This window comes from Streptomyces sp. NPDC094034 (assembly GCF_040303865.1).
In the GTDB taxonomy this organism is placed as follows: Bacteria; Actinomycetota; Actinomycetes; order Streptomycetales; family Streptomycetaceae; genus Streptomyces.
In genome coordinates, this window is record NZ_JBEOUD010000010.1 from 82,985 (window position 1) to 97,727 (window position 14,743).

Consider the following 14,743-nt stretch of genomic DNA (forward strand, 5'->3'; position numbering starts at 1 on the left):
GGGCCGATCGGGGGGTGACCGGGCGGTGACCGGGGGTTTGTATCCCGGGCGGTGAGCCGGGGCGTACGCCGGCGCACCGGCGGGGGCCGACCGGTCGCCGACAGGTGCGCCCGGGGCCCGGGGCGACGGCGTACACCGTCGCCCCGGGCCCGCGGGAGAAACCACCGCGCGACCGGACAGAGCCGTTACGGCGTGGTCTTGACGGTGATCTTGCCGTCCACGATGTCCTTCTTCGCCTGGTCCACCGCGGCGACCACATCGGTCAGCTTGGTGTAGGCCGGGTTGGAGTCGGCCAGGCCGACGCCGTCCTTGTCCAGGCCGTAGCGGATCTCACCGGTCTGCGGCGTCCCGTCCTGGACGGACTTGATCAGGTTGTAGACCGAGTCGGCGACATCCTTGGTGACCGAGGTCAGGATCTGGTCCTTGTAGGCGGCCAGGCCCTTCTGGCTGTACTGGTCGGAGTCGACGCCGATGGCCCACTTGCCGGCCCCCGCGGTGGCCTCGATCGAGCCGGAGCCGGCCAGACCGGCGGCGGCGTAGACCACGTCGGCCTTCTTGTCGAGCTGCCCCTGCGCGGCGGCCTTGCCCAGGTCGGGCTTGGAGAAGCCGTCGAAGTTCGGGGGCTGGGTCAGGTACTGCGACAGGACCTTGACCGCCGGGTCGGTGTCCTTGACGCCCTGCGCGAAGCCCGCCTCGAACTTCTTGATCAGCGGGGTCTCGACACCGCCGATGAAGCCGACCGTCTTGGACTTGGTGACCTTGGCGGCGGCGACACCGGCGAGGTACGAGCCCTGCTCCTCGTTGAAGACCATGTTGGCGATGTTCTTGCCGGTCACCGAGGAGTCGTCGATGATGCCGAAGGTGGTCTTCGGGAACTTCGGCGCGACCTTCTTGATGGCGGGCGCGTACGCGAAGCCGACACCGATCACGGGGTTGTTGCCGGAGCGGGCCAGCTCGGTCAGGCGCTGGACCTTGTCGGCGTCCGACTCACCCTCGGAGGGCTCGGCGGCGCTGCCCTTTATCTTCAGATCGGTCTCGGCCTTGGACAGGCCCGCGAAGGCGGCGTCGTTGAACGACTGGTCGCCGCGGCCGCCGATGTCGTACGCGATGGCGGCGCCGGCTTCCTTGGAGTCGGAACCCGCGTCCGACGACGACTTGTTGCCACACGCGGTGGCCGTGAGCGCGAGTGCCGCTGACGCGACACCCACGGTGGCGATCCTGGTGATCCGGCGCAAGGGAGGCTCCTTCAACCTGACCGAAGCGCCTCGGCTGGCGCTGGTTTCGCCCCGGATCGTAACGCGCGTAGATGTCAGATAAAGACCTGTACGGAAGCTGTTATCGGATCGTCGCGAACGGAGTGCGAGCCGGAGATGTCATGGCCGCCTACAAACGGTTTCCGTCGATCAACGCGGCGGCCGTGAAAAGCTCCACGCCGACCTGGATCGCCTGCTCGTCGACGTCGAAATCGCCACGATGCAGGTCGTACCTGGCCTGGCTGCCGGGGGTCCGTACGCCGAGCCGCGCCATCGCGCCGGGCACCTGCTCCAGGTACCAGGAGAAGTCCTCCCCGCCGAGGCTCTGCTCGGTGTCCTCGATCGCATACGAACCGCGGCGGGCGGTCTGCGCCGCGCGCAGCAGCTCAGTGACGACCGGGTCGTTGACGACCGGCGGCACGCCCCGGATGTACTCGATCTGCGATTTGGCGTGATGCAGCGCGGCGATCTCGTCGATCGCGGCGTGCACCAGGTCCGGGGCGTCGCGCCAGGCGGGCAGGTCCAGACAGCGGACGGTGCCGGAGAGTTCGGCGTGCTGCGGGATGACATTACAGGCGTGGCCCGAGGCGATACGTCCCCAGGTGACGGAGAGCCCGGAGCGGGCGTCGACCCGGCGGGCGAGCAGCGCGGGGACCTCGGTCGCCACCTTGGCCGCGGCGGTCACCATGTCGGTGGTGAGGTGGGGACGCGCGGTGTGGCCGCCGGGACCGTCGAGGCTGATCTCCAGCCGGTCGCAGGCGGAGGTGATCGGGCCGGGCCGCAGTCCGATCAGCCCGGCGTCAACCTTGGGGTCGCAGTGCACGGCGACGATGCCGCCGACGCCGTCGAGCACCCCGGACTCGATGGCGTCGGCGGCGCCGCCCGGCAGCACTTCCTCGGCGGGCTGGAAGATCAGCCGTACGGCGTTGGGCAACTGCCCCTGCCGGTCGAGCTCGGCGAGAACCAGCCCCGCACCGAGCACGGCGGCGGTGTGGACGTCGTGCCCGCAGGCGTGCGCCCGGTCGGGCACGGTGGAGCGGTACGGGACCCCCGTCTTGGTGTCCGGGATGGGCAGCGCGTCGATGTCGGCGCGCAGGGCCAGCATGGGCCGGGCGGGGTCCGGCGTCCCGATGTCGCACACGAGCCCGGTCCCGGTCTTCAGCACCCGCGGCACGAGCCCCGCTCGCTCCAGCCGGTGCTTGAGCGCGGCGGTGGTGCGGAATTCCTGGTTGCCCAACTCGGGATGCATATGCATGTCCCGGCGGAAGGCGATCAGCTCGGCACGGAGAGTTTCGGGCAACGTGCCGGGGAGTGCGGCTTCCGCTGGCGCGGGCAGGTCTGGCTCGGACTCGCAGGACATCAACTGGCTCACCTGTTGAAGAGTAGGCCCCTTCACTGATCAACCAGCCCCCGATCAAGAAAATTTCAGCCACACAGGCCAAGAAACCGGGTTCCGGCGTGCATGAGGTACGGACCAAGCGGGTATACCGGCGCATCCTCGCGGCGCCGAGCGGCCGACGTTCGTCGGGACCGGAGCCTCAGGGCCATGTCTCAGACCTTGATCACGCGGACACCGGAGCCGCAGAGCATCAAGAGATCCTCGGGGTCCGAGGTCAGGACGGTTACCGGGGCGGGCGAGGCCAGTGCGGTGGCCGCCACGATGGAGTCGAGCGCGTACTTGTGGCCATGCAGGCCGGCCGCCGCGAGGAGCCTGCTCGCGTGGCGGGCGATGGCTTCCGTGGGTGGGATGATGTTCAAGCGGGAGACGGCGTAATCGAACCGGGCCTGGTTGACCTTGGGGTCGCGGGCTTCGACGAGCGTGACGGAACTGACGACCACGCGCACGTCTTCGGATTCGGCCGCGGCCAGCCACTCCGTGAGCTCGGGGGTGCCTCGTACGAGCTTGGACAGCCCTTCGCAGTCCAGGACGAGCGTCCCGCTCACGCGGCGTTCACTGAGCCGCCGGAGTCACCGCGCAGGAGGGCCCGCTTGGCCTCGACCGCTGTCGGGTCGACCGGGCCATGCTGAGCCTCCGCGTCCTCGATCAGCTCCCGCAGCCGCTCTCGTTCCAGCTGCCGTTGAATGAGGGCTTCGACATACGCGGACATGCCGCGCCTACCTGTGCGTTCTTTGAGAGCCGCGATCGTGCCTTCGTGGAGAGAGACGGACACCGGCCGCGTGGGACCTTCGCCAGGAACAGGAGGAGTGGCCATACGCCCAGTCTAACAAATTGATTGTTATTGGGGCGCGACTCCCGTTCCCGGCTCAGTGCCTCAGGCCGGCGAAGGCAGTCTCGGGAGGCGGTGGATGTCGCGGGCCGTGCCCGTCACCCCCGACAGGAAGCCCTGGGCGCGTGGGCTCGCGGTCTCCTTCAGCCATTCCGGGGCGATGTCGCAGACCGCGACGCGTACGCCTGTGCCCGCCAGGGCCAGGGGGAGGGTGTGGACCACCGTGGAGGGGAAGCTCAGGATCGTCTTGCCGATCGGCCCGCGGCGCGCGATCACTTCCAGGGGGAGGTCCGGGCGGACGATCTCCAGGCCCGTGACCGTGTGGAGCCGGTGCAGCTTGTCCACGTCCTCGCGGCGGTGCGCGAAGTAGCGGGTGGCGCCGTGTGTGCGGGCGAGGGCCGTCACCGCCTCGATGTACTGGTCCGCGTCGATCACGCCCGTCTCGACCAGTGACGTACCGACCATGTCCGCGCCCGCGGCTATCCGGGGCGGCCCGAACGTGGCCCGCGTCCACTCGAAGCGGTTGGCGGTGACAGTGATGCCGGCCGGGATCTCCTCGACGGGCATCGAGGTGAAGACCTCGACGGTACGACCGTCCGACGGGGAGAGCCGGCGTCGCGCGGCCGCGGTGACGGGCGCGAGGACCAGTTCCCGCGGCCCGCGGCTGCCGCCGCGCCGGTGCCAGCGCACCAGCCGTTCACCGCGGGCGATCTGCCCGATGAACTCCAGCGTGGCGGTGCCGTCGTCCACCACCGTCAGTTCCTTGCCGCTGACCAGGGTCAGCAGCAGCTGTACATAACGGGAGAACGGGTCCCCGATGACTATCCGGCCGGCCTTGCGGAGCAGCGGGGTCAGTTCCCGCAGCGTCCGCAGGGGCGCCCCCGCACCACCGCGCGCCTCTTGCCAGCGCACGGTGAAACCCTCGTCACGGGCCAGCTCCGCCATTCTGCGGAGCTGACCGCGCGACATGGGATCGGTGGGTGACAGCACGACGACGGTGAGCGCGTCACCGGTCGCGCTGGCGCGCGTCCACTCCAGCACATTGAGCAGCTGGACCGGGCTCTCCACGAATGCGATCGCGTCGGCGTTCCCGCCGGCGCCTGCGCCCGCGGTCGCACGAGGGTGCGGGGAGCCCCCGCCGGCACCGGTCATGGCGTCAGACCGCCACCGACTCGGTGGACTCGGCGACGACGCCCGCGACACGGCGGAGCTTCTTCATCGGGCCGAGCTCCGACTCGTAGACCTTCTTGACGCCGTCACCGAGGGACGCCTCGATGGTGCGGATGTCGCGGACGAGGCGCTGCAGGCCCTGCGGCTCGACCGAGGCGGCCTGGTCCGAGCCCCACATGGCGCGGTCGAGGGTGATGTGACGCTCGACGAAGGTGGCGCCGAGGGCGACGGCGGCGAGGGTGGTCTGGAGACCGGTCTCGTGGCCGCTGTAGCCGATCGGGACGTTCGGGAACTCGGCCTGGAGCGTGTTGATCACGCGCAGGTTCAGCTCCTCGGCCTTGGCCGGGTACGTGGACGTGGCGTGGCAGAGCAGGATGTTGTCGCTGCCCAGGACCTCGACCGCGTGACGGATCTGCTTCGGCGTCGACATGCCGGTGGAGAGGATGACCGTACGGCCGGTGGCGCGCAGGGCGCGCAGCAGCTCGTCGTCGGTGAGGGACGCGGAGGCCACCTTGTGGGCGGGCAGGTCGAACTTCTCCAGGAAGGCGACGGCCTCGGTGTCCCACGGGGAGGCGAACCAGTCGATGCCGCGCTTCTTGCAGTGCTCGTCGATGGCGCGGTACTCGTCCTCGCCGAACTCGACGCGGTGACGGTAGTCGATGTACGTCATCCGGCCCCAGGGGGTGTCCCGCTCGATGTCCCACTGGTCGCGCGGGGTGCAGATCTCCGGGGTGCGCTTCTGGAACTTGACCGCGTCGCAGCCGGCGTCGGCGGCGACGTCGATCAGGGCCAGGGCGTTGTCCAGCTCGCCGTTGTGGTTGATGCCGATCTCACCCGTGACGTAGACCGGCTGGCCGGGTCCGGCGGTCCGCGTGCCGAAGGTGCGCAGGCGCGAGGTGGAGTTGGTGCTCATGGAGCGTCCTTACTTGTTGAGGGTGGGGGTGTGGGGGGTCTGGAGACCCGGCCCGAGGATCCAGGCGGCGATCTCGCGGATCGCTCCCTCGCCTCCGGGGGTCGTGGTGACGGCACGCGCCGCGGCGCGTACGGCGTCATGGGCGCTCGCGACGGCCACCGGCCAGCCGACGAGTCCGAAGCACGGGAGGTCGTTGACGTCGTTGCCGACGTAGAGCACTCGCTCGGGCGCGATCCCGTGCTCGTCACACCACTGCTTGAGCGCGACGTCCTTGCGGTCGATGCCGTGCAGCACCGGCACCTGGAGCTTGCGGGCGCGGGCGGCGACGACCGGGTTCTGCTCGGTGGAGAGGATGAGCAGCTTCAGTTCGCTGCGGCGCAGCGCGGCGATCCCCAGCCCGTCGCCGCGGTGCACGGCGACCATTTCGCGGCCGTCGGAGTCGACGAAGACCTTGTCGTCGGTCTGGGTGCCGTCGAAGTCGAGTACGACCGCGTCGATGTCGTCGTACGTCGGCAGGACGGCCGGGTCGAGGAGCGGGGCCAGCGCGCGGGCGCGGGCCAGATCGTGCGGGTCGTCGATCTCCAGGACCCGGGCGGGGTCGGTGGTGACGAGCGCGGTGTGGCCGAAGAAGCGGTGCTTGGCCGCACGGAAGCCTTCGGCGCGCATCGCGTAGGCGGCGCCGGTCTCCAGATACTCCTGGGGGCGGTCCTGGCGGCGCGGCCGGTTCGCCTTGTCGTGGTTGACGCCGTAGCCGCCCGACGCCCCGGCGTCCGCGCTGCCCGCGCTGTCCTGGCGCCAGATGAAGCCGTGGGTCGGCGCGACGGTCAGCGCGCTGTCCGCGCCGTCCTCGGTGACCGCGCCCGCGACGCCGTCGAGGTCGTCGGCGGTGATGAACGGGCTGGTGCACTGCACCAGCAGGACGACCTCCGCGGTCTTGCCGCGCATCGCGCCGTAGGCGTCCATCGCGTGCAGCACGGCTGCCTCGCTGGTCGCCGTGTCCCCCGCGATGGCGGCGGGGCGCAGGACGACCTCGGCGCCGGCGGTGCGGGCCGCCTCGGCGATGGCCGCGTCGTCGGTCGAGACGACGACATCGGTCACGCGCCGGGCCGCCAGACAGGCGCGTACGGCGCGCACGACGAGCGGTACGCCACCGACGGGGGCGAGGTTCTTGGCGGGTACGCCCTTGGATCCGCCGCGTGCGGGGATCACCGCGAGGACGGTCATCTGTACTCCTTGGTCCGCGGACAGCTCGTCCGTGGGTCGTTCAGCTGCGGCTCGGTCATCTGGGGTGGTTCGGTTCGCGGCCGGGTCGTCCGCTCCGGGGGCGTCCGCGGCCCGGCCGTCCGCCACCCGTCCCGGGGTGGCCGACCGGCCGGAGGTCGGTTCCTGTGCCCGTGCCGACGGCCCGGTCACAGGTCGCCCATGCGGCGGATGACGGGCGCCACCCGCTGCACTCCGTGGCGGTAGGCGCCGCGCGCGGCGCCCCGTACGGCCTCGCGTACCACGCGCCTGACCCCTCGGGCATCGCCGTTGGAGGCCCGGGTCGGCAGTGGAGTCCCGTCCACGGCCAGGTGGTAGCGGGCCAGCAGCGGCGGCAGATACCCCGGTGCGGTGGTGGCCGTGTAGTACGGGTCGATGTCGGGCAGCTCAGGCCCGTCGAGCAGCTCCGCCACCCGCCGCCGGGCGGTGTCGAAGGCCGACGCGTACGATCCGTCGGCGGCGACGCCCTGCCGGTCCGCCCAGACGGCGTCGGGGCGCGGGCGCCCGCCGCCGTCCAGCTGGTCCCAGGACGCCAGACAGCCCGAGCCGATGAAGTGGTGGTTGCCGAGCGGTTCGCGCACCCCGAAGTCGGTGAGGATCGCGGTCGGGATGCGCCGGTGCAGGGATTCGAGTGCGGCCGTCGAGGAGACGGTGACCAGCAGGTCGGTGCGGTCGAGGACCTCGCCCATGTTCCCGTACACGAGCCGGAAGTTGGGCGGCAGACCGCCGGGCACCTTCTCGGCGAGGCGCTGGTAGGGGAACTCCTCCACATGTGTGGTGTGCTCGCCGGGCTTGCTGCGGAGCTTCAGCAGCACCTCGCGGCGCGGGTGGAGCCTGGCGTGCTCGACGAGGCGCCGCAGCAGATACGTACGGTCGGCGCGGCTCGCCGGTACGGAGGGCTGGGCGGCGAAGACGACGGTGTCGCGGCCTTCCTCTGGCACATACCGCTCACCGCCGAGGAAGGGCAGCGCGGCCTCGGTGACGGAGGAGGCGTCGGCGCCGACTCCCTCATATACGGTGCGGAACCGCTGCGCGTCGTAGCGCGAGTTGGCGAGGACGACATCCGCGCCGTGGCGCAGCAGCAGCCCGTCGGAGAGCTTCTCGTAGACGACCCCGACATAGCCGGTGACGATCACGGGCCGGTCGGTCAGCTTCAGGGCGGCTATCCCGTGCAGCATCGCCTGTACGGCGCCGCCGACGAGGGCCAGGACGACCATGTCGTACGACTCCTCGCGCAGCGTCCGCAGGAAGTCGGTGCCGGTGAGCTCACGCAGTGCGTCCGCCTCAGCGCCGACCTCGGCGAGCTGTCTCGCGGTGGGCGTGGCCCGTCCGCGCAGGAGAAAACCGCTGAGCTCTATGGAGCGATCGTCCGGCGTGATGCGGCGCGCGGTGAGCGCGCCCCACTTCCACCGGGTGTCGGAGTCGGCGAGCACGGCGACCCGGACCGCTTGACCGCTGGTACGTGATGGCACGACGAGGACGTTAGAAAGTCATTCCGTTTGTCGCCCCAACTCAATGGCAATAAAGGGTTAACAGCACGTCTACGAATGGCGACGTGAGCCCGGAACGGCCGGAAAACGGCCGGGATCCGGACCGCTTCACCATTCCGCCATTCTTCGTTCACCTTCCATGCGCCCGGATGTCAGGCTGCATGACGTGCCGCCGCCTAGCGTCTCGCGGGTGGCCAAGCTCTCTGTTGTCGTGCCGTTCTACAACGTGCAGACGTACGCCCTCGAAACCCTCAGAAGCCTGCGCGCGAACAGCCGCGAGGACTTCCAGTTCGTTCTTGTCGACGACTGTTCGACCGATGGGACCCCACAGATCCTCGAACAGGCGGCACGCGACCTTCCGGGGGCGGTCCTCCTCAGACATGAAAAGAACGGAGGGCTGGCCACCGCCCGCAACACCGGTCTGGACGCCGCGGACGGGGAGTACGTCACCTTCCTCGACGGCGACGACTGGGTGGCGCCCGGCTACTACGAACAGCTGCTCGCCTCCATCGAGGGGCTGGGCTGCGATTTCGTCCGTACCGACCATGTGCAGTTCACGGCCAGGGCGCGGACGATCCACCGCGTCCCCGTCGGCCGGCGCGGGGAGGTGCTGTCGCCCCGGGACGCGATTTTGCCCGCCGACCGCTCCACCGCGGTCGACTATCCGTACGCCTGGGCCGGTGTCTACCACCGCCGGCTCGTCGACCGCGGTCTGGTGCACTTCCCCGACGGGCTGCGGACCGCCGAGGACCGGCCCTGGATCTGGCGGCTGCACCGCGAGGCGGAGTCCTTCGCCGTGGTCGGACTGCTCGGGATCTTCTACCGGCGCGGGGTCGCCTCGTCGCTCACCCAGATCGGTGACGTACGGCAGCTCGATTTCATCCGCGCCTTCGACCAGGTCATCGAGGAGACCGCGAAAGACGCGGAAGCCGACCGTTTTATGCTGAAAGCCGTGCGCACCTACTGCGCGATCATTTCCCACCATCTGGCGTCCAAAGAGCGATTCGAACCGGCCGTGGCGCGACAATTGCGCACGATGAGCGCCGGCGCGCTGAAACGACTGCCTCAGGACGTCTTGAAGGAAGCGCTGGATTCGATGGACCTGGACCGCTCGGCCCGGCTGCGCCGCCTGCGAAGGCGGCATGTGTCCACCGGGAAGGCGGCAGCGTGATGGCGTCGTCCCTCTTCCCGAGCGCGCCCGCGGCCGGGCGTACGACGCAGGTCTTCTGCGCCTCCACCCTCTACGGAGCGGCCACCCTGGCCGCCGCGATCGACGCCGGGCTCTTCCCCGCGGCCGGCCGCCGACTGCTGGTCGTCTGCAACAACGCGGGCTCGCCCGAGCTGACGCCCTCGATCGACGAGATGCCGGGCTTCGACGAGCTGCGCGACCGGTTCGACGACCTCGTGTCGTGGAACGAGACCATCGCGCCGTTCCACCCGGGCAGCTGGGCGCCGCGCGCCGACGACATCCCCATCTGGGAACGCCATCTGCGGCTGGCCTGGCGGCTCGGCGACGACGACGTACAGCTGATCGTCGAGTCGATCCAGGTCAATCCGGCGCTCGCGATCGCGCAGATCTTCACCGGCGCGCCGATCGAGGTGTACGCGGACGGGCTGATGAGCTACGGGCCCACCCGCTCGAAGATAGAGCCCCTGGTGGGCGAGCGGGTGCGCAGACTGCTGCATCTCGATCTCGTACCGGGGCTCAAGCCGCTGCTCCTGACCGAGTTCGGCGTCGACCCCGAGCTGGTGCCGACGGACGCCTTCCTGCGTGTCCTCGACGAACTCACCGACGCCGAGCGGAACTTCGACACACCGTCGGAGCCCCCGGCGCTGCTCCTCGGCCAGTACCTCTCCGCACTCGGAATCCTCACCGAGAGCGAGGAGGAGGAACTGCACATCCGGATGGTGCGGGGCGCGGTCGCCAAGGGCCACACCCAGGTGGTCTTCAAACCGCATCCCACGGCCCCGGCCGCCTGGTCACGGAAGCTGGAGCAGGAGGCGAAGAAGCTCGGCGCCGAACTGACCATCCTGGACAGCCCGGTGCTCGCCGAGGTGCTCTACCGGCGGCTGAAGCCCGCGCTGGTGGTCGGCTGCTTCTCGACGGCGCTGTTCACGGCGTCCGCGTTCTACGGCATTCCGGTGGCACACACGGGCACGGAACTGCTGCTGGAGCGGCTGACCCCGTACCAGAACAGCAACCGCGTACCGGTGACGATCGTGGACGCGCTGCTGCCGTCGCTGGACGACAGTGACGCCGCCGCCCACACGCCGGAGCCCCGGATCGCGGAGCTGGTCGCGACCGTCGGGTACGCGATGCAGCACCAGATCTACCCGGGGCTGCGGCCCACGGCGGAGAAGTACCTCTCCGAGCATCTCGACACGCACACCTGGCGCTACTTCAAGCGGCGCCGGCTCACGGCGCTGGCGCTGCCCGGCGCGGTCCCGGCGCAGCTGGCCCGTATCCCGCGCAACGCGACGGCCCGGCGGATGGTGCGCCGGGCGCGGAAGCTGCGCCGGGCGGTGCTGCGCTAGGTCTGCTCCCCATCGCCGGACGGGCCGCCACGTGCCGCCCGTCCGGCGGGGAACAGACCGCCCGTCCGGCGGGGCTCAGCCGAACGGACCGCCGGTCGGCGTCTGCGCGCCGGCCCCCAGGATCGCCCGCAGCTCGGCCGCGTTCGCCCGCGTCACCTTCCACAGCTCCCGCTGTCTGGCGTGTACGTCGGCGACGGACGCGGCGTGATCGTCCAGCAGCCCGAGCGCCCGCTCCGTCAGCACCGCGCCGAGGTTCTTGTCATGGACGGAGACGCCCCACTCCGGGCGCTCGATGTCGGACAGGAAGTACGCCATCTTGGGGTGCGAGATCAGGCTGATGATCGGCGTCCCGCAGCCGAACGGGATCATCCCCGCGTGCCCGCGCATCCCGATGACCAGCTTCGTACGGGCGTAGATGTCCCGGATCTCGTCGTTCTCCGAGTCGTACATCGGGACCACCGGCAGTGAGATGTCGTGTTCGCGCCGCAGATCGAAGGCGATCCGCTCGTCGTCCACCGAGTGCGCCACACACTTCACCTCGGCATGACCGCTCAACGCCCTTATGGCCTTGGCCAGTTCGGCGAGGAAATGCCCGTAGTCATGGCCGAAACGCAGCCCGGCCCGGTCGTACGCGGCATTGATCAGGACGGTGTTCTCCCGGTGCGCGGGGTCGGTCCAGCCCTCGACCAGCTGCCGGGTGACGGTGGTCGGGCAGGGCTGGAAGCGCACCTTCTCGTGGAGTTCGGCGGGCAGCAGCGCACGGACCTTCTCGATCGAGCCGTGGTTGCGGAGCCCGAAGAAGGCGGACCGTTCGACGAGCCGGCGCAGCGCGGCGTTGAAGCGTTCGCGCCGGTAGGACTGTCCGTCGAAGGCGTTGAAGCCGACCGCGTACACCATGACGGGCACGTCGATCCGGTCGAGCATCGCGTCGGGGACGTTCCACTGCCAGGCGCTGTTGCCGTTGGGCGCGGTGTCCGGTATGAACAGCCCGCCGCCCCCGATCACCAGCCCGCGCCTGGCGTTGACCCGCTCCAGCGCGGCTTCGTCGAAGAGCCGGTGGGCGTGGATCGAGTGCCAGCGGCCGGGTCCTGTGTCGGCGTCGAAGGTGAGCCGTACGGACTCGGGCAGCAGCTTGTCCCCGGCGTTGCCCTGCTGGGGCATGTAGTACGCGACATGCGCGAGCTGGTCGCGCGCCGCGCCCTCGCGCGGGGCCGGACCCCCGCCCGGTACGTCGTCGCCCACTGCCTCGTCGCCCAGCGCGCCGGTCGTACGGCGCTGTATCTGTCGCGCGCCCCGGTGCGTGGGATCGGCGGAGAGCCCGTTCATGGCGTGGCGCTGTGCCGTGGCGTCGTCGCCGTGGATCCAGGCGATCTGGGCCAGCCGCGCGAAGGCGGTGGCGGCGCGCTTGGGGGCGGCGGTGGCCAGCAGCAGCTGGGCCTCGGCCTCCTCGTAGCGGGACAGGCTCATCAGGGCGTGCCCGAACACCTCGTGCGGCCAGGCCTCGTTCACCGGGATACGGACCGATCCCAGCAGGTCGGCGGCCTCCTGGAACTCGCCCGCCGCGATATGGGCGAGCGCGACCCGGCGGGCGCTCTCGACGTCTCCGGTGCGGGCGACGTGCGGGGTCCCGTAGTGCACGATCAGATCGTGGTGGGGCGTGCCGTTCAGCGCGAGGTACGCGGCGTGCAGCTCGGCGTCGGAGAGTTCGTACTCCCCCCGGTCGTCGGGCGACTCGCTGACCGGCGCCTCGCCCCCGGACGTCACCGTGTCCGTGTGGTCCCGCTGGATGACGAGGGTGTCGCCCGGGGTGAAGGCGACCACTCCCTCGCGCAGCCGCAGCAGCGCGCCGAGATCGCCCCGTACGACCGTGCGCGGGTCGAGGACGATCACGGTGTCGTAGCCGGGGACACGGAACAGATCGTGGCGCGATCCGGTCCCGGCGCTCCCGGCCGGGCGCAGCTCGACGCGCGGGTGGAGCGCGTGGATACGGGCGACGGTGGCGGGCGGCAGACCGGGACCGCTGTGCAGGACGACGAAGTCCTCGCACACGCCCGGGTTGGACAGGGCGAGGCTGCGCAGCAGCGTCAGGAGGCCGGGCACGTCGTCGTCGCCGACCAGCGCGGCGAAGGCGATACGGCGCTTGCCGGTGAGCGAGTTCGCGGCCCCGGTGTCCGAGGTCCCGGGGTTCGGGGCCCCGGGATTCGGGACCGCCGGGTTCGGGGTCGCGGGGTTCGGGGTCGCGGGCACGGCGCTCGCGGGCACAGGGCTCGGGGTCATCTCAGGGAAATCCTCATGTCGTTGACGCTCTGGGCGCGTTCCATGACCCATGCCTTCTCGCTGGTCCGCTCGCGCTCGGAGGTGACGGGTACGCGCATCGCTCCGGGCAGGCGGTGGACGCCGCTCTCGTAGAAGTCGAAGCCGAACAGATCGAGCGCCGGGCTGACATCCAGGAAATCAAGGAGCCACAGCGTGTTGAACCCGCTGGTCGGGACGGACGGCCAGGCGTCCCAGTCGACCCCGCCGAGATGGCGCAGCGGCCAGCGCACCGAGTCGTCGGTCACATACCGCTGGGCGCCGGGCACCAGCCGCTCGCGCAGCGAGTAGCCCCACTTCTCCGCGGACCCGCCGAACACCATCCGCGTCGTCACGGACCGGTCCCAGTTGAAGCCGTGCTCGTGGGCGGTGGCGTGGAGGTCGGTCCGCGTACCGGTGGCCGGCGCGTCGATACGGTACGAGCTGAACCGTACGACCAGGTCGTACGCGTCGATCTCCGGCCCCAGCGAACCGCGGCCAAGGCTCTCCGAGTTGGCCACCAGGCAGATGGACTTGCCCGCGATGAGGTTCCGCAGTTCACCGACGCCGATCCAGTCGACGCCGCCGAGGGTGGGATCGGCGAGGGGCGGGCGCATCCGGTTCCTGCGCTGCTCCGCGTAGTGGCCGATGAGCCCGCGCAGCGCCGAGGCGTCACCGTCGGCCGCGGCGATCCGCAGGTCGAGATACTGGCCGACGGCGTTCTGGAGCTCCCCGACCGGATGGCGGTCGCGGCCCATGGCCAGCAGCGCGCCGACGAGGCGCGGCTCGGCCCGCTCGCGCTCGCCCTTCTCGTGCAGCCGCAGTCCCTCTTCCCACACGTCCCGTACCTCGGAGACGGAGGCGGACGCGGTCACGAGCTCCTCGGCGCCGGGGCACTCGCGGGCCAGCAGCCGGAGCATCTCCTCCTGCTGCCGGGCGGCGATCCGCAGCCCCGCGAGACGGGGGGCGACGCCGTACCAGTCGTCGTCGGTGAGCGCGAGATAGCGCTCGTACGCGTCGATGGCCGCGATCTCGTCACCGGCGGCCTCCAGGACCCTGGCGCGCAGCCGCCAGCCGGCGCGGGAGCTTCCGCGCTCGGCCAGGACGGTGGCGCTGATGAGAAGGGCGAGCGCCGGCTCCTCGCCGCCGTCACCGCACTCCAGGGCCGCGGTTCCGGCGGCGAGCAGCGCGTCGAACACCTCGTTCGTGCAGGTCCCGGAGGCCGGGGAAGTCCCGGCGGCCGGGGAGGTACCGGAGGCCGGAGCGTGCGCCGCGGAGGCGTACGCGGTCCGCAGATCCCGCAGCTTCGCGGCGAGAGCGGTGCGCTTGCGGTCGCCGTCCGTACCGGCGGCCGAGAGCCGGTCAGCGTGCAGCGCGCAGACGCGCAGACACTCCTCCAGTTCCTTCGAATCCTTGACGTGCGGACCGTCCGAGGGCGCGGTGGCGGTACTGCCGGTGTTTCGGCTCCGACCGTTCTCGGCGTTCTTGCCGCCGCGCCATATCGGCCACAGTCTTCGGGCCTTCGTCATGCTGCTCCCGGCGTCTACTGCCCCACGGACAGATGGTGAATGGGTGACAGGGTAGGAAATCCCTCCGCCCGGG

12 protein-coding genes are annotated in these 14,743 nt (G+C 70.7%); 2 read left to right on the forward strand and 10 right to left on the reverse strand.

What is annotated here, in order from left to right:
• Positions 1–185 precede the first annotated feature (185 nt).
• From ABTZ59_RS12200 to ABTZ59_RS12235, 8 genes are all read right to left on the reverse strand, one after another.
• Entirely contained in the window at positions 186–1,235 is a 1,050-nt protein-coding gene (locus ABTZ59_RS12200; RefSeq protein WP_351394785.1) for a BMP family lipoprotein, read from the reverse strand.
• 148 nt (positions 1,236–1,383) lie between these two features.
• A complete protein-coding gene (locus ABTZ59_RS12205) occupies positions 1,384–2,613 on the reverse strand; it encodes an amidohydrolase (RefSeq protein WP_351395044.1) in 1,230 nt (409 codons plus the stop codon).
• A 191-nt stretch (positions 2,614–2,804) separates the two neighbouring features.
• Positions 2,805–3,197, reverse strand: a complete 393-nt coding sequence (locus tag ABTZ59_RS12210) for a type II toxin-antitoxin system VapC family toxin (RefSeq protein WP_351394788.1) — start codon at positions 3,195–3,197, stop codon at positions 2,805–2,807.
• Positions 3,194–3,361, reverse strand: a complete 168-nt coding sequence (locus ABTZ59_RS37360; protein WP_503002656.1) for a hypothetical protein — start codon at positions 3,359–3,361, stop codon at positions 3,194–3,196. Before ABTZ59_RS37360 ends, ABTZ59_RS12210 begins: the two co-directional genes overlap by 4 nt.
• Positions 3,362–3,526: 165 nt before the next feature.
• Positions 3,527–4,633 carry a hypothetical protein gene (locus tag ABTZ59_RS12220; RefSeq protein WP_503002658.1) on the reverse strand — a complete coding sequence of 369 codons (1,107 nt, stop codon included), beginning with the start codon at positions 4,631–4,633 and terminating at the stop codon, positions 3,527–3,529.
• 4 nt (positions 4,634–4,637) lie between these two features.
• Positions 4,638–5,564, reverse strand: a complete 927-nt coding sequence (locus tag ABTZ59_RS12225) for an N-acetylneuraminate synthase family protein (RefSeq protein ID WP_351394796.1) — start codon at positions 5,562–5,564, stop codon at positions 4,638–4,640.
• Between the two features lie 9 nt (positions 5,565–5,573).
• The gene (locus tag ABTZ59_RS12230; RefSeq protein ID WP_351394799.1) at positions 5,574–6,788 is read right to left on the reverse strand and encodes a cytidylyltransferase domain-containing protein; all 1,215 of its coding nucleotides are present in this window, start codon (positions 6,786–6,788) and stop codon (positions 5,574–5,576) included.
• A gap of 185 nt (positions 6,789–6,973) precedes the next feature.
• A complete protein-coding gene (locus tag ABTZ59_RS12235) occupies positions 6,974–8,296 on the reverse strand; it encodes a DUF6716 putative glycosyltransferase (protein WP_351394802.1) in 1,323 nt (440 codons plus the stop codon).
• Between the two features lie 208 nt (positions 8,297–8,504).
• Here ABTZ59_RS12235 and ABTZ59_RS12240 point away from each other — a divergent pair, with 208 nt between their 5' ends.
• Both ABTZ59_RS12240 and ABTZ59_RS12245 read left to right on the forward strand, forming a co-directional pair.
• Positions 8,505–9,485 carry a glycosyltransferase family 2 protein gene (locus ABTZ59_RS12240; RefSeq protein WP_351394804.1) on the forward strand — a complete coding sequence of 327 codons (981 nt, stop codon included), beginning with the start codon at positions 8,505–8,507 and terminating at the stop codon, positions 9,483–9,485.
• Positions 9,485–10,849 (forward strand): alpha-2,8-polysialyltransferase family protein, encoded by a 1,365-nt coding sequence (locus ABTZ59_RS12245; protein WP_351394807.1) that lies wholly within the window; start codon positions 9,485–9,487, stop codon positions 10,847–10,849. The genes ABTZ59_RS12240 and ABTZ59_RS12245 overlap by 1 nt, the downstream gene beginning before the upstream one ends.
• Positions 10,850–10,924: 75 nt before the next feature.
• On the opposite strand, the gene ABTZ59_RS12250 is transcribed toward ABTZ59_RS12245, so the two are convergent.
• Positions 10,925–13,126, reverse strand: coding sequence for a polysaccharide pyruvyl transferase family protein (locus ABTZ59_RS12250; protein ID WP_351394810.1), 2,202 nt, complete (start codon positions 13,124–13,126; stop codon positions 10,925–10,927).
• On the reverse strand, positions 13,123–14,670 hold the full coding sequence (locus ABTZ59_RS12255; protein WP_351394813.1) for a hypothetical protein: 1,548 nt from the start codon (positions 14,668–14,670) through the stop codon (positions 13,123–13,125). Before ABTZ59_RS12255 ends, ABTZ59_RS12250 begins: the two co-directional genes overlap by 4 nt.
• Positions 14,671–14,743: the final 73 nt, after the last annotated feature.